This is a genomic window from Paraburkholderia acidipaludis NBRC 101816 (genome assembly GCF_000684975.1).
Classification (GTDB): domain Bacteria; phylum Pseudomonadota; class Gammaproteobacteria; order Burkholderiales; family Burkholderiaceae; genus Paraburkholderia; species Paraburkholderia acidipaludis.
Window position 1 is genome coordinate 59,507 of sequence record NZ_BAXZ01000004.1, and the last position, 22,039, is coordinate 81,545.

At 69.3% G+C, this 22,039-nt stretch carries 18 protein-coding genes; 8 read left to right on the top strand and 10 right to left on the bottom strand.

The features are described from left to right. Positions 1-20: 20 nt before the first annotated feature. Genes cobN through BAC01S_RS05470 form a run of 3 tightly spaced genes read left to right on the top strand, consistent with a single transcriptional unit; the run spans position 21 to position 5,538 of the window. On the top strand, positions 21-3,812 hold the full coding sequence (cobN, locus tag BAC01S_RS05460; protein ID WP_027793849.1) for a cobaltochelatase subunit CobN: 3,792 nt from the start codon (positions 21-23) through the stop codon (positions 3,810-3,812). Continuing rightward, entirely contained in the window at positions 3,809-4,828 is a 1,020-nt protein-coding gene (locus BAC01S_RS05465) for an ATP-binding protein (protein WP_027793850.1), read from the top strand. Before cobN ends, BAC01S_RS05465 begins: the two co-directional genes overlap by 4 nt. Before the next feature lie 47 nt (positions 4,829-4,875). Beyond that, entirely contained in the window at positions 4,876-5,538 is a 663-nt protein-coding gene (locus BAC01S_RS05470; protein WP_156954320.1) for a vWA domain-containing protein, read from the top strand. Here the strand turns inward: BAC01S_RS05470 and BAC01S_RS05475 are convergent. From BAC01S_RS05475 to cobG, 6 genes are all read right to left on the bottom strand, one after another. Beyond that, positions 5,527-6,468, bottom strand: a complete 942-nt coding sequence (locus BAC01S_RS05475; protein ID WP_027793852.1) for a flagellar brake protein — start codon at positions 6,466-6,468, stop codon at positions 5,527-5,529. The two genes, BAC01S_RS05470 and BAC01S_RS05475, sit on opposite strands and share 12 nt — an antisense overlap. A gap of 147 nt (positions 6,469-6,615) precedes the next feature. Continuing rightward, entirely contained in the window at positions 6,616-7,764 is a 1,149-nt protein-coding gene (locus BAC01S_RS05480) for a porin (protein WP_043201298.1), read from the bottom strand. A gap of 343 nt (positions 7,765-8,107) precedes the next feature. Next, entirely contained in the window at positions 8,108-9,829 is a 1,722-nt protein-coding gene (gene cobJ, locus BAC01S_RS05485) for a precorrin-3B C(17)-methyltransferase (RefSeq protein WP_245616510.1), read from the bottom strand. After that, positions 9,817-10,548: a precorrin-2 C(20)-methyltransferase gene (locus BAC01S_RS05490; RefSeq protein ID WP_027793855.1), complete on the bottom strand. Its 732-nt coding sequence runs from the start codon at positions 10,546-10,548 to the stop codon at positions 9,817-9,819. Before BAC01S_RS05490 ends, cobJ begins: the two co-directional genes overlap by 13 nt. After that, positions 10,549-11,175, bottom strand: coding sequence for a precorrin-8X methylmutase (locus tag BAC01S_RS05495; protein ID WP_027793856.1), 627 nt, complete (start codon positions 11,173-11,175; stop codon positions 10,549-10,551). It lies immediately after the preceding gene. Then, positions 11,168-12,571, bottom strand: a complete 1,404-nt coding sequence (cobG, locus tag BAC01S_RS05500) for a precorrin-3B synthase (protein WP_245616511.1) — start codon at positions 12,569-12,571, stop codon at positions 11,168-11,170. The genes BAC01S_RS05495 and cobG overlap by 8 nt, the downstream gene beginning before the upstream one ends. Before the next feature lie 151 nt (positions 12,572-12,722). Here cobG and BAC01S_RS05505 point away from each other — a divergent pair, with 151 nt between their 5' ends. The 3 genes from BAC01S_RS05505 to cobM are packed head-to-tail and all read left to right on the top strand — an operon-like array spanning position 12,723 to position 15,423. Further along, positions 12,723-13,940 (top strand): bifunctional cobalt-precorrin-7 (C(5))-methyltransferase/cobalt-precorrin-6B (C(15))-methyltransferase, encoded by a 1,218-nt coding sequence (locus tag BAC01S_RS05505; protein WP_027793858.1) that lies wholly within the window; start codon positions 12,723-12,725, stop codon positions 13,938-13,940. Next, entirely contained in the window at positions 13,937-14,695 is a 759-nt protein-coding gene (locus BAC01S_RS30390; protein ID WP_156954321.1) for a cobalt-precorrin-6A reductase, read from the top strand. Before BAC01S_RS05505 ends, BAC01S_RS30390 begins: the two co-directional genes overlap by 4 nt. Next, positions 14,692-15,423 (top strand): precorrin-4 C(11)-methyltransferase, encoded by a 732-nt coding sequence (cobM, locus tag BAC01S_RS05515; protein ID WP_027793859.1) that lies wholly within the window; start codon positions 14,692-14,694, stop codon positions 15,421-15,423. Before BAC01S_RS30390 ends, cobM begins: the two co-directional genes overlap by 4 nt. Positions 15,424-15,459: 36 nt before the next feature. On the opposite strand, the gene BAC01S_RS05520 is transcribed toward cobM, so the two are convergent. After that, the gene (locus BAC01S_RS05520; RefSeq protein WP_027793860.1) at positions 15,460-16,935 is read right to left on the bottom strand and encodes a sodium:solute symporter family protein; all 1,476 of its coding nucleotides are present in this window, start codon (positions 16,933-16,935) and stop codon (positions 15,460-15,462) included. Next, positions 16,932-17,165 carry a DUF3311 domain-containing protein gene (locus BAC01S_RS05525; RefSeq protein ID WP_027793861.1) on the bottom strand — a complete coding sequence of 78 codons (234 nt, stop codon included), beginning with the start codon at positions 17,163-17,165 and terminating at the stop codon, positions 16,932-16,934. Before BAC01S_RS05525 ends, BAC01S_RS05520 begins: the two co-directional genes overlap by 4 nt. A 249-nt stretch (positions 17,166-17,414) precedes the next feature. Between BAC01S_RS05525 and BAC01S_RS05530 the strand changes: the two genes are divergently transcribed. Both BAC01S_RS05530 and BAC01S_RS05535 read left to right on the top strand, forming a co-directional pair. Continuing rightward, positions 17,415-18,095, top strand: coding sequence for a MarC family protein (locus tag BAC01S_RS05530; RefSeq protein ID WP_027793862.1), 681 nt, complete (start codon positions 17,415-17,417; stop codon positions 18,093-18,095). A 25-nt stretch (positions 18,096-18,120) separates the two neighbouring features. Beyond that, positions 18,121-18,963, top strand: coding sequence for a class II glutamine amidotransferase (locus BAC01S_RS05535; protein ID WP_027793863.1), 843 nt, complete (start codon positions 18,121-18,123; stop codon positions 18,961-18,963). On the opposite strand, the gene BAC01S_RS30395 is transcribed toward BAC01S_RS05535, so the two are convergent. Both BAC01S_RS30395 and BAC01S_RS30400 read right to left on the bottom strand, forming a co-directional pair. Next, entirely contained in the window at positions 18,924-20,942 is a 2,019-nt protein-coding gene (locus tag BAC01S_RS30395) for a PAS domain-containing hybrid sensor histidine kinase/response regulator (RefSeq protein ID WP_084168257.1), read from the bottom strand. The two genes, BAC01S_RS05535 and BAC01S_RS30395, sit on opposite strands and share 40 nt — an antisense overlap. Before the next feature lie 39 nt (positions 20,943-20,981). Continuing rightward, on the bottom strand, positions 20,982-21,941 hold the full coding sequence (locus BAC01S_RS30400) for a glycosyltransferase family 2 protein (RefSeq protein ID WP_043201439.1): 960 nt from the start codon (positions 21,939-21,941) through the stop codon (positions 20,982-20,984). Positions 21,942-22,039 lie beyond the last annotated feature (98 nt).

The window sequence follows — 22,039 nt, forward strand, 5'->3', positions numbered from 1 at the left end:
ACCGCAGCGGCCTTTCTCTCATGCATCTGTTGCGAACGACGCCGGGCGGCTTCGTCGACGATACGGCCGGCGTGGTCCGCATCGACCAGCAGCCCGCCGACATCGTCATCCTCAGTTCCGCCGACACGACGCTCGCGCTGCTCGCGAGTATCGTGCCGCGCCTGCCCGCCGGGTTCCCGAGCGTGCGGCTCGCGAACGTCACGTATCTGCGCCAGCCGGCCTCGGTGGACTTCTATGTGGACGACGTGCTGCGGCATGCGCGCGTCGTCGTCGTCGATCATCTGGGCGGCGAGGCCTACTGGCCCTACGGCATCGAGCAGGTGGTCGCACTGGCCGGGCAGCGCAACCAGTTGCTCGCGATGTTCTCCGGCGACCTGCAGGAAGACCCGGGCCTGATTGCGAAGAGCCGCGCCGAGCCCGAATTCTGCCGGCTGCTGTGGCGTTACCTGCGCGAAGGCGGCGCGGCGAACGCCGAGGGTTTCCTGCGCGCGCTCGCGTGGCGCGCCTTCGACTGGGGCAGCGAACCGGCGCCGCCGCTCGCGCTGCCCGCGGCCGCGCTCTATCATCCGTCGCGCGACGTCGCCACGATCGAAGACTGGCGCGCGCGCTGGCAGCCCGATGCGCCGGTGGTCATGCTGCTCTTCTATAAGGCGCATCTGCAGGCCGCCAACACGGCGGCGTTCGATGCCCTGATCGATGCCTTGACGGAGCGCGGCATGAATCCGCTGCCGCTTGCCGTTACGTCGCTCAAGGACACGCTGAGCCGCGACGTGATCGACGGGCTCTGCGCCGCGCACGACATCGCGCTCGTGCTGAACACCACGGCTTTCGCGGCCTCGTCGCTCGACGATCCCGCGCCGCTCGCGCTCGCGGGCGACGCCCCCGTGCTGCAGGTGATCCTCTCCGGCGGCAACCGCGAAGACTGGCTCAAGGACAATCACGGCCTCAATTCGCGCGACATCGCCATGCATATCGCGCTGCCCGAAGTGGACGGCCGCCTCATCACGCGCGCAATCAGCTTCAAGGGGCTCGCGTACCACTGCAAGGCAACCCAGGTCGACGTCGTGCGCTATCAGCCCGACGCGGAACGCGTGGCGTTCGTGGCGGAGCTGAGCCGCCGCTGGTGCCGTTTGCGCAGTCTGCCGAACGCGCAGAAAAAGCTCGCGCTCGTGCTCGCGAACTACCCGACGAGCGAAGGCCGCATTGGCAACGGCGTGGGACTCGACACCCCGGCCTCGGTGGTCGGCATCCTGCAGATGCTGCGCGACGAGGGCTACGGTGTGGCCGACTTGCCGGACGACGGCGGCGCGCTCATGGCGCGGCTCACGCAGGGCGTGACCAACGACCCGGACACGCGCGCGCTGCGGCCCGCGTGGCAAAGCCTCGCCCTCGACGACTACCGGCGCGCGTTTGCGCGCCTGCCCGCCGCCGCGCAGAACGCGCTCATCGCGCGCTGGGGACCGCCCGAGCAGGACCCTGCCGTGCGCCGCGGCCGCTTCATGATCGCGGGCTGGCGCTGCGGCGAGGTCTTCGTCGGCATCCAGCCGTCACGCTCGCGCGGCGACGACACCTACGCGAACTATCACGACGCCGATCTCGTGCCGCCGCACGCGTACCTCGCGTTCTACTTCTGGCTGCGCGAGACCTTCGGCATCGACGCGATCGCCCATGTGGGCAAGCACGGCAACCTCGAATGGCTGCCGGGCAAAAGCGTCGCGCTGGCCGACACCTGCTGGCCCGACATGGCGCTCGGCCCGCTGCCGCACCTCTACCCGTTCATCGTCAACGATCCCGGCGAAGGCAGCCAGGCCAAGCGGCGCGCGCAGGCGGTGATCATCGATCATCTGATGCCGCCGCTCACGCGCGCCGAAAACTACGGTCCGCTACAGGATCTCGAACGGCAGGTCGATGAGTATTACGAAGCATTGATGGTCGATCCGCGCCGCGCGAAGCTTCTGCGCCGGACCATTCTGGAGACGATCGTCGAGCACCGGCTGCACGAGGAACTCAGCATGCCGGCGCCGCGGGACGAAGCGACGGAAGACGCGTTGCTCACGCGCGCCGATGCCTGGCTCTGCGAACTGAAGGAAGCGCAGATTCGCGACGGGCTGCACATCTTCGGCGCCTCGCCGCAGGGGACGCAGCGGCGCGACACGCTGCTGGCGCTGGGCCGCTATGCGTGCGGCGACGGGCAGGGCGCGAATGCCGGGCTGATCGACGCGCTCGCGCGCGATCTGCGCATCGATCATCTGCTCGACCCGGCCGCCGTGGACTGGGCCGCACCGTGGACCGGGCCGCGCCCGGCCCTGCTCGAAGCGGCGAGCGACACGCCGTGGCGCCACGCGGGCGATACGCGCGAGCGGCTGGAGGCGCTGGCGGGGTCGCTGGTCGCTAACGTATGCGATGCCGGTACAGCGGACTGCGAAGCATCGCTGCCTCACGCGGCGAAAGTGCTCGCGCGCCTCGCCAACGACGTGCTGCCGAGCCTCGACGCCTGCGGCACGGAGGAACTGCGCCAGTTCCGCCGCGCGCTGGAGGGCCGCTTCGTGCCGCCGGGCCCGAGCGGATCGCCCTCGCGCGGCCGGCCCGACGTGCTGCCGACGGGCCGCAACTTCTATTCGGTCGACACGCGCGCGGTGCCGACCCTGGCCGCCTGGTCGCTCGGCATGAAGTCGGCGCAACAGCTGATCGAGCGCCATCTGCAGGAGCATGGAGACTACCCGCGCGCCGTGGGGCTCTCGGTCTGGGGCACGGCCACCATGCGCACGGGCGGCGACGACATCGCGCAGGCGCTCGCGCTGATCGGCGTGCGGCCGAAGTGGGCGGCGGGAAGCCACCGCGTGATCGACTTCGAGATCATGCCCGTGGAGGCGCTCGACCGGCCGCGCATCGACGTGACGCTGCGCGTCTCCGGCTTCTTTCGCGACGCGTTTCCGAACGTCATGCATCTGTTCGACGCGGCGGTCCAGGCCGTGGCCGACCTCGACGAGCCGCCGCATCTGAATCTGCTGCGCGAGCGCGTGCTGCGCGAGCGCGATGCGCTCGTCGAGCGCGGCGTGAAGGCTGACGAGGCGCGCCGCCGCGCCGGCTGGCGCGTGTTCAGCGCGCGGCCGGGCCATTACGGCGCGGGCCTGCAGGACCTGATCGACCAGCGCCAGTGGCAGACCGACGCCGATCTCGCGCAGGCCTACCAGGCGTGGGGCGGCTATGCGTATGCCCAGAACAGCGCGGGCGACGAAGCGCGCGACGCGTTCGGCGCGCGTCTCTCGGCCATCGACGTCGTGCTGCAAAACCAGGACAACCGCGAGCACGACCTGCTCGACTCGAACGACTACTACCAGTTCCAGGGCGGCATGGCGGCGGCGGCGCGGCATTTCTCGCGCGCGCAGCCGAGCCTCTATCACGCCGACCACAGCAACCCCGCGGCACCGCGCATTCGCCCGCTTGCCGAGGAGATCGCGCGCGTGATCCGTTCGCGCGTGGTCAATCCGAAGTGGATCGACGGCGTGAAGCGCCACGGCTACAAGGGCGCGGCGGAAATGGCGGCGACCGTCGATTATCTGTTCGGCTACGATGCGACGGCGCGCGTGGTGGGCGACCACCAGTACGCGCTCGTGGCGAACGCCTATGTCCACGACGACGCGACGCGCGCCTTCCTCGAACGGCACAATCCGCACGCGCTCCATGCCATCTGCGAGCGCCTGCTCGAAGCGATCCAGCGCGGGCTGTGGCAGCAACCCGGCGCCCACCGCGCGCAACTCGAACAACGTCTGCTCGAAGCCGGGCAGCAACTGGAAGGATCAGGCCCATGAGTGCTGCGGCGCTTCCCCTTGCTTTTCCGTTCACCGCCCTGGTTGGCCAGGCGCCCTTGCAGCAGGCGCTGCTGCTCGCGGCCGTCGATCCGGCCATTGGCGGCGTGCTCGTGAGCGGCCCGCGCGGCACCGCGAAATCCACGGCGGCGCGCGCACTGGCCGCGTTGCTGCCCGACGGCGCATTCGTCACGCTGCCGCTTGGCGCGAGCGAGGACAAGCTGATCGGCTCGCTCGATCTCGAGGCGGCGCTGCGCGAGAGCGCCGTGCGCTTTTCGCCGGGGCTGCTCGCGAAGGCGCATGGCGGCGTGCTCTATGTCGACGAGGTCAACCTGCTGCCCGACGCGCTCGTGGACGTGCTGCTCGACGCGGCGGCGAGCGGCGCCAACACAGTGGAGCGCGACGGCATTTCGCATACGCACGAAGCGCGCTTCGTGCTCGTGGGCACGATGAACCCGGAGGAGGGCGAGTTGCGGCCGCAACTGCTCGACCGCTTCGGGCTGATGGTCGAACTGGAGAACCGCTTCGATGCAGCGGAGCGGCAGCGCATCGTCAAGGCGCGGCTCGCTTTCGACGCGGATCCGCACGCGTTCTGCGCGTCGTGCGACGCGGCGCAGACGGCGTTGGCCGGGCGTTTGCGCGCCGCGCGCGAGCGCGTGGGCCTGCTCGCGCTGAGCGACGCGGTGCACGAGCGCGCAGCGACGCTGTGCGTTGAAGCGAAGGTCGACGGCATGCGTGCGGACATCGTGATGCTGCGCGCGGCGCGCGCGCTCGCGGCGTTCGAGAACGCACAGGAAGTGAGCGCGGCGCACGTCGATCAGGTGGCGGCGGCCGTGCTCGCGCACCGGCGCCGGGCGTTTGAGGATCCCGCACCGTCGGGCGGCAGCGCTGGTCGCTCGCCCGCAAGCGCAGACGATTTGCAGTCCCAGGCAGATGCGGACTGGGGTGCGCTTCCGCCCGAGCCGGTCGCGGCGGCACCCGTGAAGGGCGTGATTCCGCTGCCCGCAAAAAAACGCTGACCCGTCGGGCAAGGGCTGCCGCTTCTGCACAGGGCGGCGCCCGGCGGCTGAAAGACCCAGACCCGGGCACAGGCTTCGGCCCCGTTCGCGCAACGCGCGACGGCGGGCCGGGCGCGCGCATTGCGTGGACGCCCACGCTCGCCGCCAAACGCCGGGCGCCGCTGCATCTCGATCACCTGCGCTATGCGCGCAGACGGACCGCCACAGGGGCGCTGCACTGCTTCGTGCTGGATTGCTCCGCGTCGATGCTGGCGCGCGGACAGCTCGCGCTCGCCAAAGGCGTGCTCGTCGCCCTGTTCGACCGCGCGCGCCATGCCCGCTTCCAGGTCGCGCTGATTTCGTTCGCCGGCGCGGGGGCGGAACTGCGTTTCGGCCCGGCCGTGCCGCGCTGGTGGAACGAACGCTGGCTCGCGCCCATCGGCGCCGGCGGCGGGACGCCGCTCACGGCGGGCGTTGCGGCGGCGGCACGCGTGCTCGAATCGTCGGCGCGCCGCAATCCCGGCCGCCCCCGCCATCTATGGCTCATGAGCGACGGACGCAGCACGCAATGGCCCGCGCGTCCGCGTTATGCGGATCACATCACGGTAGTCGATTTCGAAGCGGCGGCGGTGCGGCTTGGCCGCTGCGCCGCGCTGGCCGAGGCGTGGGATGCGCAATGCATCGACGCGCGCGCGCTGCTGGATCACGCAGCGCCGGCATCAGCGGACTGAGCCGGTCCAGTAAAGCACGTCGTCCTGGCGGTCGAAGACGTAGACCTTCATCGCCATCTGCTCGGTGGCGCTGAGCTGGTCGAGTTCGAGTCCGAGCGTTGCGGGTGCGTCCGGGCCCGCATTGGTGCCGCCTTCGTGCTGCACGTTGCGGATCACGGCGCTCGTTTCGATCGGCGTGATCACCTCGCCCGACTGCACGGTGAAGGCAATGCGCAGCCGCTCGCCCACCTTGCCGAGCGCCCACGGCGCGGAGATGGACAGCCCCAGCGAACTGATGCTGCGCGCGAGCGCGATGCCCTCGTAGCCGGCGCCGTTTTCGCCGAGCCCGTAGCGCACGGGAATATGCGCGCGCACGCGGATCGATTTGCGCTCGCGCAGCCGGCGCACGGTGCCGGGCTTCGAGAGGACCAGATATTCGAGCGGCGCCTGGCAGATCGCCTCGATGGAGCAGACGAAGCGATAGACCGCCTGGCTCGCGATGGCGACGAGCTCGACGTTCTCGCCCGGCATCAGTTCGAGCATGCGTCCGCCCACATGCGGCGGCGTCACGAACATCATGTCGTTGGGTGCGAAACCAATCAGCCGGCACGGCTGCATCGGCCCGCTGCTGCCGCGCATCTGCGAGCGCAGGCCCATGAGCGCGCCGAGCGTGAGATGCATTTCGCGCAGGGCCGGCGGAGCATCGACGCTGCGCGGGCCGGCTTCTTCTTGCGGGGTCCCGGGCGCTTCGGGTGCACTGAGATCCCCGCGCTGCGGCGCGAAATGCTCGAAGAGGAAGCGCCGCTCTGCGTCGTTGACGAGAACGGCGCCGCGCGCGAGAAGCAGCGTTCCGTCGCGATCGACCACGGGCCAGGCGAGCGGCTGGCCAAGCGGCAATGATTCGGGCGTGAGCAGAACCGCATGCGTAATGGATTCTTCTGCAAGGATCATCGGCGCGCTCCGGGGAAATGACACAATTTACATGTTTACGGCGCGCTGCGAAAAAAATCCAGAAGAATCGCGGGGGGCGCAACGCGTTTCGGCAGACTCACGGCGAAAGCCGCAAGTCCGCGTCCGTCGCGCCGGGCGCGTGCCGCGTCAGAACTTGTGGAGCATCGCCACGCGGGCCACGACCTGGTTCTCCGTCGAAGAGGCGCCCGGTGCGGCGACGATCTGCGCGTCGTCGAACTGCGTGCCCGTGTTGCCGCCCGCGACGTGCTGCCAGGCGCCCTGGATGTAGACCGACGTGCGCTTGCTCAGGTCGTAGTCGAGCATGATTTCAGCCGTGTGCCACTTCGGGCTGTAGTTGCCCGCCGTCGTGTCGAGCTTGCCCATCGTGTAGATGTACGAGGCGCCGAGCCAGAGGTTCGGACGCAGGAAGTACTGGCCGTTGATCTGGAAGTTGTCGAATTGCCAGCGCGTCCATGCGCCGCCGTTGGCCGGCGTGAGCGAGCCGGAGAGGTAGCTGTTCGCGGTCGGCTGGTCGACGTTGGTGTGCGAATAGGCGAAGGCGACGTTGAACGTCTTGAAGTCGTACGCGATGCCCGCGTCGATGTTCTCCTGCGCCGAGCCGGTGAACACCGAGTCGTTGGTCACGGCGCCGGACGTGCCCTGGCCGGGGTTGTCGATGCGCATATAGGCGGCCACGGCGGTCAGGCCGGCGTACTGGTACTGGCCCGCGAGGCTGATGAGACGGTTGTCCGCGAAGCCGCCCGCGGTATTGCTGAAGCCGTACATCGCTTCGCCCGTGAGGCCCGCGATGGTCGGCGAAACATACTTCACCGAGTTGTTGACGCGGTAATCCCAGTCCGTATTGTCGTTGTCGAACGGCGTGGCGCCCACGTCGCCGGCCCAGTTGCCGCCGGCGGTGATTGCGCTGAACAGGTCGACGGTCGGATCGTACTGGCGGCCGAGCGTCAGCGTGCCGTAGTTCTGCGAAGCCAGTCCCACGTAAGCCTGGCGGCCGAACATGCGCTGGCCCTGTCCTGCCTCGCCGTTGCTCGCATTGAAACCGTTTTCGAGGCGGAAGATGGCGCTGTAGCCGCCGCCCAGGTCTTCCGTGCCCTTGAGGCCGAAGCGGCTGCCTGCCACGTCGCCGCTCTTCATCGTCCAGGCTTGTCCGCCGCCGGCGTTGTTGGTGAAGTTGATGCCTTCATCGAGCATGCCGTACAGCGTGACGCTGCTCTGTGCGTAAGCGCCGGTGCTGATCAGCAAGGCCGGAATCAGCACTTTCCACTGGGTACTCATTGTCCTTTCATCCCATGTCAGGTTTGGCGACACCCCTTCGTCGCCGGATCGGTTTTATTTGCTGCAACGAACGGCGTAACGGCGACGCCGCCCGAGCCTGCGGGGCGGGTTGCATATTATTGGCAATATGTGTCAATTTTGGGAAATTGTGGCGTGGACGAGGCAGGCCAATGCGAGCGCCAGGCGTGGCGTATGCGGGCGGATTCCCGCCTTACGATTGGAAAACAGGGGATTGGCCGGTGCAGTATTGAATTGGCGACCGGCTCGGGGAGTTTGCACGCGAATGGTGCATTATGTGGAAATCAGTGGCGGATTGGGTGACGGGCGTTGCGCCCGCCACATTTCAGTTTTCGGGCGCTGCATCCTCGCGATACCAGCGCGGCGTATAAACCCACTCGCCGCCGCCGTCACGCCCGAAGCCCCGCGTCGCCGACGACCCGACGATCACCATCGTGCGCATGTCCACGTCTTCCGCGCGCAGCGCGCCGAGCGTCGTATTGCGCAGCGTCTGCGCAGGCCGCCCCACGTCGCGGCCCAGCACCACGCGGGTTTGCGCGGTGCGATGCCGGCGCACGATTTCCAGCGCGCGGTCGAGTTGCCACGGCCTCGCGCGCGAGATGGGGTTGTAGAAGGCCATCACGAGGTCGGCCTGCGCCGCGTGCGCGAGGCGCTTTTCGATGACGGCCCAGGGCTTGAGGTTGTCGGAGAGCGACAACAGGCAGAAGTCGTGGCCAAGCGGCGCGCCGGCCAGCGCGGCCGTGGCGAACGCCGCCGAGATGCCGGGGACGATCTCGAGTTCGACCGCATGCCAGTGTGCGTTGTCCGAGGCTTCCAGGGCTTCGAGCACGGCGGCGGCCATCGCGAACACGCCAGGGTCGCCCGACGAGACCACGGCCACGCGCCGTCCGGCGCTCGCCAGCTCGAAGGCATGGCGCGCGCGCTGCAACTCTTCGCGGTTGTCGGTGGCGTGGCGGACCTGGCCCGCGCGCAGCGGGCCGGCCATCTCGACGTAAGTCGCGTAGCCGACGATATCGGTGGCGTCGTCGAGCGCGGCCCGGGCGGCGGGGGCGAGCAGGTCGGCGCGGCCGGGGCCGAGGCCGAGCACCGTGAGCTTGCCGCGCGCCACGCCGAGCGTGTGTGGGGCGACGGGTGCATCGCCAACGGAGCAGGCGATGCCGTTGGCCTCGAAACGCGCGGCGAGGCCGCAGGCTTCGAGCAGCGCACCGGAGGTCGCGGCCGGCGCATCCGCGAAGCGCAGCGGCACGCCGAGGCCGGCGGCGGCCTCGGCCCATGCGGGATCGCTCATGCGCGCGGCCGGCGCGAGCAGCGCGGCGAGCGCGAGCGGCGCATAGCCTTGCGAGGCGAGCGCTTCGCGCACCGCGTCGGCGAGATTTGCGTGCGTTTCGCTCACGGCGGCGACGATGCTGCGCGGATGAATCACGAGTGCCTCGCGCGTGCCGTCCCAGGCCTGCGGACTCACGCGAATCGCGTGACGCGCGGCTGCGTCGCGCGGCAGGTCCACGTCGTCCAGCCAGGGCGCGGGGCCTTCGATGCGCGTGGACTCCCCCGCGAGCAGGTCGGAGACGAAGCGCTTCCCCTGATCGAGACTCGAGAGCGTATAGCCCGCGGGCGGGTCGAGCAGGCAGGTGCCGAAGCGCAATTCGCCGCTCGTGGTGATGGCCGGCGCGATGCCGAGCGTTTCGCCTATCGTGCGCGCCATGACGTTCACGCCGGCGAGGCCGCCCAGCAGCGGCACCACGGCGCTGCCGTCTTCGGCGAGCGCGAGCACGGCGGGCTCGGCGCCCTTGTTGGCGAGCAACGGCGCCACGCAGCGGATCACGATGCCCGCCGCGCACAGCGCGACGATGGGCGTGCCTTCGGCATAGAGCGCGCGCAGATGCGCGCCGAGTTCGGTGAATGCCACGTCGCCTTCCACGCGCCCCTGCAGCGCATGCACCCGGGAGCCTTCGTAGCGGCGCTGCACGCGCCGTGCCGTTTCGCGCGCGCCCGGTCCGAGGATCACGATGGCGGGCGGCATTTGCGACTTCGCCCTCAGCGTTGCCATTTTTCCCCCGGCACCACCAGCAGCGAGAAGTAGGGCGAGGCCATGGGATCGACCTCGTCGAGCGGCACGATGCGCTGATTGGCCATGGTCGCGCGTTCGACGTACAGCGCGCGTTCCGCGAGCCCGAGTTCGCCCAGCACGCGGCGCACTTTGTCGAAATTGCGGCCGAGCTTCATGATCACGGCGGCGTCCGCGTCGGCGAGGCGGCGGCGCAGTTCGTCCTCGGGCAGCACGCCCGAGAGCACCGAAAGGCTCTGGTTGCGGTAGACGAGCGGTGCGCCCAGCACCGCCGCGCCGCCCAGCATCGAGCACACGCCGGGCACGACCTCGGCCTCGTAGCGCGCGGCGAGCCGGTCGTGCAGATACATGTACGAGCCGTAGAAGAACGGGTCGCCTTCGCAGATCACGGCCACGTCGCGGCCCGCGTCGAGATGCTGCGCGAGGATCGTCGACGCCGTGTCGTAGAAGTCGGCGATGATCGCTTCGTACGAGAGCGGCGGCTCCAGCGCCTCCGTCGTCACGGGATAGACGAGCGGCAGATGCGTCTGGTCCGATTCGAGATGGGCCTCGACGATACCGAACGCGTTGCCCTTCTTGCCTTTCGCGACGAAGTACGCGACCACGGGCGCCGCTTTCAGCAATCGCACGGCCTTGAGCGTAAGCAGCTCGGGGTCGCCGGGGCCGACGCCGATGCCGTAGAGACGTCCCTGTCGTGCCATTTATTCGGTCTCCGAAGCGAGTGCGTTGACGGCAGCCGCCGCCATGGCGCTGCCGCCGCGGCGGCCGTGCACCGCGACGAACGGCACGCCATGCGCGCCCTCGGCGAGCAGCGCCTTCGATTCCGCGGCGCCGACGAAGCCCACCGGCATGCCGACGATGAGCGCGGGGCGCGCCGCGCCGGCGGCGAGCAGGTCGAGCAGATGGAAGAGCGCGGTGGGCGCGTTGCCGATGGCGACGACGCTGCCGGCCAGATGCGGCCGCCACAACTCGAGGGCGGCGGCCGAGCGCGTATTGCCGATCTCGCGCGCGAGACCGGGCACGCGCGGATCGTCGAGCGTGCAGATCACTTCGTTGGCGGCGGGCAGGCGCGCGCGCGTGATGCCGTAGGCCACCATCTTCGCGTCGCAGAGGATGGGCGCGCCGGCCGCGAGCGCCGCGCGGCCCGCGTGGCCCGCGCCCGCGGAAAACGCGAGATCGGCGGCGACGTCGACCATGCCGCACGCGTGGATCACGCGCACGGCGAGTTTTTCGAGGTCGGGCGGAACGTGCGCGAGGTCGGCTTCGGCGCGGATCGTCGCGAACGACTCGCGGTAGATCGCCGCGCCGTCGCGAATGTAGTCAGGCATTGGGGATGCTCCGGGGCCGCGGCGAGAGCACATCCGCAGCGGCATCGATCGTCAGGTGGGGCGCGACGAGGCGGCCGAATCCGGCTGCGGCTTCGTCGCGGGCGTAAAGGTCGTAACAGTCGGGGGCGACGGCCAGCAGCGTCCACGCTGCGCGGTGGGCCGCCGCGCACGAGCGCTCGCAGCCGCTTAGATGCGCTTCGGCAGGCGCGTTTTGGCGCAGGCGGGCGGCGAGGCGCAGCGCGTCGGCCTTGGTGTCGGCGCGGCTTTTCGCGCAGCCCTCGGAGCCCGCGCAGGCGATCAGCCGCGCGAGCGGCGCGGCGCATTCGGTAATCAGGCCGAGTGCGCTCAACTGCGTTAGCGTGGGCGCAAGCTGATGCGACGCGACGCCGGGCAGCAGCACGCCTTGCCATGGCGTGATGCGCAGCGTGGCCGCGCCATGCGATTGCGCGAGCGAAGCGAGTGCGTCGAGCGTGGCGGCGTCGAGCCGGCCGAGCGCAGGCTGGGCGCCCACATAGCCGCTGCCATCGGCCCGCAACGCGTGGGTGCCGAGCCGTGCCGCCGTGTCGACCGGTGTGCGCCGCCACTGGCGCACGGCTTCGTCGCGTGTCGGCGTGAAGTTCAGATACCGTTGCGCCTGCAACAACACGGCTTCTGAGCCATGGCTTGCGCGCACGTCGCGCATGCGCCGCTGGCCGGCTTCGGCGAGGTCGAGGAAAGCATGCAGCAGCGCGCGGAGCAGGGTGGGAACATCTTGCGGTTCGATGGCGCCCAGCGCTGCGTCGCCGGGGCCGCCCGCGAGGCCGAACATGAACATGAGGCGTTCGCCGTGCGTTGCCGCGGCGAGCCAGATGTCGTGCGGATGATCGAGCGCCGCGAGGCGTTCGCCGCCATCCGCTAGCAGTGCGAATTTAGGCGAAAGCGCGGCAAAACGCGCTTCGTGCTGCAACAGGTGGAGGATCGGCGCGGTCAGCGTCGTCGTATCGAACAGCGCGCCGGGGTCGCTGCCCGCCAACGGGCTCAGCATCAGGTTGCGCAGATCGTCGGCGATTTCGGCGTGGGTCGAGGCGCTTTCATCGTCGCCAGATGCTGGTGCGGGTGTGTCGGGGCCGAGGCCCGCGCGCAGGAGCGCTTCGCCCAAGGCGCGCTCGTGGCCGGCGCGCACGCCGCGCAGCTGCACGTTCGCGCGATTCGTCAACTCGATCACGCCGCTCGCATGCGCACGCGCGGCTTCGGCGACGGCATGGGCTTCGGTGGAGGCGAGCACGCCGCCTGGCAGGCGAATGCGGCACAGGCCGCCGTCGCGCGCCGCGACGACGCGCAGCAGGCCCGGGCACGCAGAACGGCGGGCGGCGTCGGTGGCGGCGGCAATGGGCCTGTCGTGCTTGTTGTGCTTCAAAGAGATACCAGGTTGAGCGCTCGGGGTGCGGGCACAGCGTCGCTGTGTTCCGTTTTCAGCCCATCGGGCACCGGCGGACACGGTATTATGCCCGTTTTCATGGGCGGCTCGAGACTCGGGGCTGCCTCGGCGGGACTCGAACGGAGATGGCATGCAGGGCACGCGTGCGTGGCTGACGGTGGTCGGCATCGGCGACGACGGATATGCGGGACTGGGACGCGCGGCGCGGCATGCGCTCTTCGACGCGCAGGTGGTGACGGGCGGCGCGCGCCATCTGTCGATGCTGCCTGCGCGCATACGGGCGCGCCGCGAACCGTGGCCGCAGCCGTTCAGCGTCGAGCCGCTGCTCGCGCTGCGCGAAGCGGGCCTGCGCGTGTGCGTGCTTGCGAGCGGCGACCCCATGCTGTTCGGCGTGGGCGCCACGCTGGCACGCCATCTCGTGCCCGGCGAGATGGCGGTGCTGCCCGCGCCGTCGTCGTTGTCGCTCGCCGCGGCGCGGCTTGGCTGGGCGCTGCAGGACGTCGCGGCGGTCTCGCTCGTCGGCAGGCCGATCGACGCGCTGCGGCGTCATCTTTACGCGGGTTCGCGCGTGCTGGTCCTGAGCGCGGACGGCCGTACACCCGCCGCGCTCGCGGCTTGGCTCGCATCGGCCGGCTTCGGCGCCACGCGTCTCACGGTGTTCGAGCATCTGGGCGGCGAGCGCGAACGGCGCCTCGATGGCCGTGCCGATGCCTGGCACACCGATGAAGTTGCCGCGCTCAACCTTGCCGCATTCGAATGCGTGGCCGCTGCCGGCGCACGAGCGTGGACGCTCACATCCGGGCTGCCCGACGACGCCTATCTTCACGACGGCCAGCTCACGAAGCGCGACGTGCGTGCGCTCACGCTCGCGCGGCTCGCGCCCACGCCGGGCGCGCTGCTCTGGGACGTGGGCGCGGGCAGCGGATCGATCGGCATCGAATGGATGCGCGCGCACCCGGCTTGCCGCGCGATTGCGATCGAAGCGAACGAAGCGCGCCAGCGTTTCATCGCACACAACCGCGACGCGCTGGGCGTGCCCGCGCTGCAGCTCGTGGCGGGCCGTGCGCCCGACGCTCTTGCGGGCCTGGCCGCGCCCGACGCCGTGTTTGTCGGCGGCGGCGTGACGGCGCCGGGCGTGCTGGAAACGTGCTGGGACCGGCTCGCGCCCGGCGGCCGGCTCGTGGCGAACGCCGTGACCGTGCAGAGCGAGGCGGCGCTCGTAATGTGGCGCGAACAGCATGACGGCACGCTCACGCGCATCGGCGTTGGCGAGGCGCAGCCGCTTGGGCGCTTCGACACGTGGCGTCAGGCGCTGCCCGTCACGCTCTACGAGGCGACGAAGCCGTGATGCCGCGTTTGCTGCTGCTGGGCGGCACCGGCGACGCGCTGCATATTGCACGTCGACTCGCGCCGCAGCACGTCTACAGTCTCGCGGGCCTTGGGCGCGTGCCGGACGACCTCGCGTGCGAGGTGCGTGTCGGCGGCTTCGGCGGCGCCGAGGGGCTCGCGCGCTATCTGACCGAGGCGCGCATCGATCTGGTGGTCGACGCGACGCATCCCTACGCCGCGCGGATCAGCGCCAATGCGGCGCACGCATGCGCCGAGACAGGCGTGCCTTATTGGGCGCTGCGTCGCGCGCCGTGGCAGCCGCAAGCCGGCGACGACTGGCGTTTCGTCGCTGGCTGGGCGGGCGCGATGGCCGCGCTCGCGCCCTTCGAACGTCCGCTCTTCACGCTCGGGCGCGAGCCGCTCGCGCATCTGGACGCGCATCGAGATGAAATCCCGCTGCATCAGTACTGGACGATACGCTGCCTCCAGGCGCACCCCGGCCACGCGCGCGCACGCGTGATCGACGCGCGCGGCCCGTTCACGCCCGAGGGCGAGCGAGAACTGTTCGTCTCCGCGCGCATCGACGTCGTCGTCAGCAAGAACAGCGGCGGCGCGGCCACGGAGGCGAAACTCGGCGTCGCGCGCGAACTGGGTCTGCCGGTCGTGATGCTGCGGCGTCCGCTGCTACCCGCCGCCACGCGCGAGTTCGATTCGGTGGACGATCTGCTCGCGGCGCTGGCCTTCGCCCAAATGCTTCGGAATACCACGCAATGACCGTCTTTTTCATCGGCGCCGGACCGGGCGACCCGGAACTCATCACGGTAAAAGGGCAGCGCCTCGTGCGCAGCTGCCCCGTGATTCTCTATGCGGGCTCGCTCGTGCCGCCGGCCGTGCTGGACGGGCATCGCGCCCGCCAGGTGGTGGACACCGCGCCGCTCACGCTCGACGAGATCGTCGCGCTGCTGCGCGAGGCGCATCGCAACGGCCACGACGTGGCGCGCGTGCATTCGGGCGATCCCTCGCTCTATGGCGCGATCGGCGAGCAGATCCGCCGCCTGCGTGCGCTTGGCATTCCTTATGAAATCGTGCCGGGCGTCACGGCCACGGCCGCCTGCGCGGCGGCGCTGGGTTGCGAGCTCACGCTGCCGGGTGTTTCGCAGACGCTCATCCTCACGCGCTATGCGACGAAAACGGCGATGCCCGAAGGCGAGCAACTGGGCGACCTTGCCCGCCATCGCGCGACCATGGCGATTCACCTGGGCGTGCGCCATCTCGCGCGCATCGTGGACGAACTGCGCCCGCACTACGGCGAGGCCTGCCCGATCGCAGTCGTCTATCGGGCGAGCTGGCCCGACGAGGAGCGCGTGACCGGCACGCTGGGCGATATCGTGGAGAAGGTGGCGGCGACCGATATCGAGCGCACCGCGCTGATCCTCGTTGGCAACGTGCTGGCCGCGGAGGGTTTCGCCGATTCGACGCTCTACGGCGCGGCGAAACGCTGAGCGTCAGCGCTGCGCGAGGCGCCCCGCGACGGCGCTTCAGTGCACGCTGGCGTGCGTATGGCCCGCGTGTGCGCGCGGCTGCGTCACCGCGCTCACGACCGCAAGCACGACCACGTTGACGCCGAGTGCGAGAAAGCCGATGTTGATGTCCTTGAGCGCGTCGGGCGCGAACGGCATGAGCTGCGCGACGCTCACGTGCAGCAGCGTGGTGGCGACCACCACCGCCACGCCGGCCAGAATCCCGCAGAACGCCCCTTGTTTCGTGGCGCGATTGCGCGGCGCGAGGCTGCACACGAGCGCGGGAAAGAGCTGCGTCACGAAGCTGTAGCCCATCAGCAGCAGCGCGACGATGGTGTCGCCGCCCTTGAGCGTGAAGCCTACGGCAACGAGCGCGATCACCGGCACGAGGAAGCGCGCGAGACGGGCGACGCGCTCGTCGTCCGCGTTCTTCATCAGGGCGCCGCGATAAACGTCGTTGGCGAGCAGCGTGGAGGCGGTGGTGAGGATCATCGAGCCCGGCACGAGGGCCGTGAGCACGCCCGCCGCGCCGATGATGCCCACCACCCACGGGTCGAAGGTCTGCAGCGAGAGCCGGAAGAGCGAGAGGTCGATGTCGGCGCCTTTGAGGCCGGGCACCTTCAGCACGGCCGCGAAGCCGCAGAAGAACACGAATAGCAGGATCAGCTGATAGAGCGGCAGCAGCATGGCGTTGCGCCGGAAGATGCGTTCGTTCTTCGCGGTATAGATCGAGCCGAAGCTGTGCGGCCACATGAAGAAGCCGAGCGCCGTGAGCAGCACGGTGGACTGGAACCACGTCACGCTCTGGCCTTTGGGCGGAAACGTCAGGAAACCGGGCTTTGCCGCGTCGACGGCGCGGAACATGTCGCCGAGGCCGCCGTAGTAGCGGATCGGCAGATAGATGCCGAGAAAGATCGCCACGCTGAGGATCAGCACGTCCTTGACAACCGAATTCCACGCGCAGCCGCGCACGCCCGAGACGATCACATAGGCGGTGACGACGAAGGCGCCGCACCAGACGGCGGCCGTCGAGGGAATGGCGCCATACGAGGTTGTCGCGACGATGATGCCGAGACCCTTCAGTTGCAGCACGAGATAGGGCACGAGAGCGGTCACGCCCACGAGCGCGACCAGCACGCCGAGCGCGGGGCTCCGGTATTTGCGCGCGAAGAAGTGCGGCTGCGAGACGAGCCGGTACGTTTTCGCGAAGCGCCAGATGGGCGGCAGCATCCAGTACGAGAGGATGTACGCGAGCGTGGCATAGGCGAGGATGTAGTAAACGGGCGCGCCCTTGCCGTAGGCGAAGCCGCTGCCGCCGAGAAATGTGAAGGTGGTGTAGATCTCGCCGGCCATGAGCAGGAACACGAAGGCCGTGCCGAAGCTGCGGCCTCCCACCGACCACTGCTCGAGATTCATGTCGTGGCCGCGCCGCGCGCGCATGCCGAGGCCGAGCGCGACGAGCGTGATCGCCGCGATGAGCACGAGCGCGCTCATGATCGCACCTCGCCTGCGTCGTCTGCATGGTCGTCTTGCGCCCCTGTGCGGCGATTGGCGGGATCGAGCCGGTAGACGGCGGCCATGATCGCCGAGGTCAGCACGACCCACATGACGATCCACGCGAGCACGAACGGCATGCCGAGCACGAGCGGTTCGGTGCGGTTGACGAACGGCACGCCGAGCAGGATGCCGATGAAGGGCAGGGCAGCGAGCAACTTCAGTGACATGGGCAACTCCTCTTCCGGTAGAGGCAGGAACGATCGCGTGGCGAGAGACGGTTTGAGCACTCTATGCCGGGCGGGGCCGCGCGGTAAAGGCTTCAAAAAGGCCGTATGTCTTTCGAAAGCATGGTGCGGCGCGGGATTGCAAGCCGGATTGTGGCGCCGCGCGCCTGGCATCGAGCCGTCACGCGCCCTGCCGATCCAGTTACACTTCTGGCAGCCCGGCCGGCGCGGCCCAAACCCCGGATCGACTTCATGATCGAAAGCTTGATTTCAGACATCCTGTTCGGTTTTACCGGACTGATCAGCATCATCAATCCTGTTGGCGTCGCGTTCGTTTTTCTCGACCGCACGGCCACGCTCAACGACGAGGAGCGGCGCCTGCTCGCCAAGCGCGTGGCGATGAACGCATTCTTCGTTCTGCTCGTGGCGTTTTTCGTCGGCACGCCCATTCTGCATTTCTTCGGCATTTCGATGGAGGCGCTGCGCATCGGCGGCGGTCTTGCAGTGGCCGTGAGCGGCTGGCAAATGCTCAACGCGCCCGAAGCCGCGCCGCGCCCGGCCGACGAAGCCGCGCTCAAGGCCTTCAATGCCGAGTCCGCCTCGGGCAAGGCCTTCTTCCCGCTCACGGTGCCGCTCACCACCGGGCCGGGCTCGATCGCCACCGCCATCGCGCTGAACGCGAACCGCACGCACAAGCTTTCGGCGTGGCTGCTTTCGAGCATCGCCTCGGTCGTCATTTCGGTGCTCGTGATGATCGTCATCTATTACGTCTACAGCCGGGCGGCGCGTCTTGCGCAATACCTCGGCGTGGAAGGCACGCGCGTCGCCATGCGGGTGTCGTCGTTCCTGCTGTTGTGCATCGGTGTGCAGATCATTCTGACCGGCCTCGACGGTTTTCTCACGCCGATCGCGGCCCTGCACGTCACGAAGTGAGTACGCCGTTATAGAGGAGTGCATCATGTGCCGCTGGCTCGCCTATTCGGGCAATCCCGTTCATCTGCAAACCGTGCTGTTCCGCTCGCGCCATTCGCTGATCGACCAGGCCCTGCACTCGAAGCTCGGTGCGACGACCACCAACGGCGACGGCTTCGGCCTCGGCTGGTATCAGCAGCCGCACGACATTCCCTATCGCTATCGAAGCATTCAGCCTGCCTGGAACGACCACAACCTGCACGAACTCGCGCGCGCCGTGAGAGCGCCGATGTTCATCGCGCACATCCGCTCGGCCACGCACACCGCGGTGCAGGAGACCAACTGCCATCCGTTCCGGCACCGGCGCTGGCTTTTTGCCCATAACGGGCTGATCGAGAACTTTCCGCTCGTGCGCCGCGATCTGCTGGTGGCGATCGATCCGGGGCGCTTCAACGGGCTCGAAGGATCGACGGATTCGGAGGTGATGTTCTATCTCGCGATGTCGTTCGGCCTCGAGCACGAACCGGTGCCCGCGCTCGAGCGCATGGCCGGTTTCGTCGAGGCGAAGGCGCGCAGCCACGGCGTTGCGAATCCACTCAACATGACCGTGGTCGCGACCGACGGCGAGCAGATGGTGGCCGTGCGCTATTCGAGCGGCGGCAATTCGCGCTCCCTCTTTCACAGCACGTCGTTCAGGCATCTGCACGAACTCTATCCCGACGACCCGCGCATTGCGGCCGCGGGCGACGACGCCTACCTGATCGTTTCCGAGCCGCTCGTCGATTTGCCCGATGCCTGGGCGGAAGTGCCCGAGGCCACGGCGATCGTCGTGCGCGGTCCGCAGGTGGATTACCGCCAGTTCGTGCCGGTCGCGCCCGTCACGGCCTGAGCGCGCCGCTCGGCCGCGCGCGCGAGCACCTCGTCGAACAGCGCGGCGTCCACGGGCTTCACCAGATGCATTTCGAAGCCCGCCGCGCGCGTGAGCTCGACGTCGGCGGCCTGGCCGAAGCCCGTCATGGCGGCGAACAGCGTGCGCGCGAGCGGCGCATGGGCGCGCAATGCCTGCAGCGCCGCATAGCCGTCGATCTCGGGCATGGCGATGTCGATCAGCGCTGCGTCGGGCGCGAAGTCTTCCACCTGTTCGCGGGCATGCGCGGCGCTGTAGGCGACCCGCACCTCGTGCCCCTTCAGTTCGAGCAGCATGGCGAGGCTATCGGCGGAGTCGCGGTTGTCGTCCACGATCAGCACGCGCAGCGCGGGCGATTCGTGCAGGCGGTGCGGATCGTGCGTCACCTGCGCGGGCGCCGGCGGCTGGCCCCCCGGCACGTAGGCGCCGGTGCGCTCGAGCGGCAGACGGATCGTAAACGTGCTGCCGGTGCCGGGCCCCGCGCTCGTCGCCGAGATCGTGCCGCCGTGCAGCTCGACGAGCGAGCGGCAGAGCATGAGGCCGATGCCGAGGCCGTTTTCGCTGGGGCCGGGCATCAAGCGGTCCTGACTGAACAGACCGAAGATCGATTCGAAGGTGCCGGGCCGCAGGCCGCACCCGTTGTCGCGCACCTGGATCTGCACGGTGCGCGCGCCGGCCTGCACGTCGATGGCGATGCCGCTGCCGTCGGGCGAAAATTTCGAGGCGTTGTGCAGCACGTTCTGCAGCACCTGGACGAGCCGCGTGTGGTCGCCGATCATCCGCAGCGGGCTCGCGGGCAACTGCACGGCCACTTGCTGCTGGCGCGCGCCGGTGAAAGGCTGGGCGGCTTCGACCGCGTGTTCGATCACCTCATGCAGATCGAGCGGTGCTTCGCGCAGCTCGATCCTGCCCGACGTGATGCGGCCGACGTCGAGCAGGTCGTCGACGAGCCGCGTGAGATGCGCGATCTGCCGTTCGATGAGGTCGCCCGCGCGGCGGGTTTCGGGGTTTGCGTGCGGCGCGAGCCGCATCGCGGCGACGGCGTTGCGCACGGGCGCAAGCGGATTGCGCAGCTCGTGGGCGAGCAGCGCGAGGAACTGCTTCATCTGCTCGCTCGAATGTTCGAGCTCTTCGTTGCGGCGGCTTTCGGTCATGTCGCGCGTGACCTTCGCGAAGCCGGAAAGGCGTCCCTGGCTGTCGTGGATCGCCGTGATCGTGACGTAGGCCCAGAACATCGAGCCGTCCTTGCGCACGCGCCAGCCTTCGCTCACCGAGCGGCCGTGGCTGGCGGCGCGGCGCAGCTCGCGTTCGGGCACGCCGTCGGCGACGTCCTCGGTTGGATAGAACACCGAAAAATGCTGGCCCACGATCTCGGCCGGACGATAGCCCTTCAGGTTGGTCGCGCCGCTGTTCCAGCTCACGACGAAGCCTTCGGGGTCGAGCATGAAGATGGCGTAGTCGCTCACGTTCTCGACGAGCAGCCGGAAGCGCTCCTCCGACTGCCGCAGCGCCTCGACCTGGCGGCGTTCGATCGTGAGGTCGCGCGTGACCTTCGCGAAGCCCGCGAGCGAGCCGTCCTGTTCGTAGAGCGCGGTGATGACGACATTGGCCCAGAACATCGAGCCGTCCTTGCGCACGCGCCAGCCTTCGTCATTGAAGCGGCCATGCAGCACGGCCTGTTCGAGTTCGTGCTCGGGCCAGCGGCGCGCTTTGGCCTCTTCGGCATAGAAGCGCGAAAAATGCTGGCCGATGATCTCGTGCGCCTCGTAACCCTTGATGCGTTGGGCGCCGCGATTCCAGGTCGCCACGTTGCCGTGGGGATCGAGCAGGAAGATCGCGTAGTCCTCGATGGGCTGCACGAGCGCCTCGAAACGGCGGTCGTTGTGACCGGCGGCGGCGAAGCTCGCGTCCTTCCGGGCGGAACTCCGTTGCTGGGCGATGCCGGGTTCGGGCGTCGTCATGGTCCTTGAATGGGTGGAGGGCCGTTCAGGCGGGGCAGCTTACCACGCACGCTGTCCCGATCGATCGTACTTCTCGGCCATCGCAGGAATGCCGAGGCGCACCTGGTGCTGGGCGCGGCGCACCTGGCGCGTGAGCAGCACGACATGCGGCGGCACCACGCGGCGGCGGCGCAGCGTCCAGAACGCGCCGCGCAACAGGGCGAAGCCCGCCGGCCCGAGCGAGCGCTGGCGCGCGAAGACCGCAAGCGCGCGGCCGGTGGCGGCGAGCGCGTCGCGCGCCGGCAGGCGCATCCACGCGACCCACGCGGCGTTGCGCGCGAGCGTGCAATGCTGCGCGCGCGTGAACCAGCGATAGAGCGGCTCGCGATGTGCGAGCGCGCCCTCGCAATAGACGATCACGTGGCCGGCGGAAAGCACGTCGAGCGCGGCGAGCTCTTCGGCGCCGCCGCGCGAGAGCCGCTCGTCATAACCGCCCAGTTCGCGGAACACGTCCGCGCGGAAGAGGCAGGCGCCCGGCATGAAGCTCGCGAGCGCGGGGCCCGGGAGGCCCTCGCTGCCGGGAGAGGTGGCGGCGAACATCAGGCAGGCGGGATGGATCTCCCGTTCGCCCGCGTCGGCAACACGGGCGCTCAGGACGGCGACGTTCGGATACGCGTCGAGCAACTGGGCCGCGCTCGCGAGCGCGCCCGGCGCGAACCAGGTGCTGTCGTCGCAGCAGGCGACGTAATCAGTCCGCGCGAGCGAGACGGCGCGGTTGAAGCCGGCCATGCCGAGGTCGCGCAGACCCTGCACGATGTGCACCTGCGGAAACAGCGAGGCGAGCAGGCCGACGGTGGAATCGCTCGAGCCGTTGTCGGCCACGATCACCTCGGGCCCCTCCGGCAGCGCAAGGAGGCGGGCGACGGTATCGACAGTCTGGCGGACGTGGTTGCGCGTCAGTACGACCACCGTCACGCGCGGCGCGGACTGGGAACCTGAAGCAGGAGCGGAGGCGTTCATCGCGGTCGAACGGCGCAAGCCGGACGTCTATGTCGTAGTAATCGCAATCAGCATACGCCTATGGCGCGCGGTATGCACCACGCCCTATGGGCCGTGGC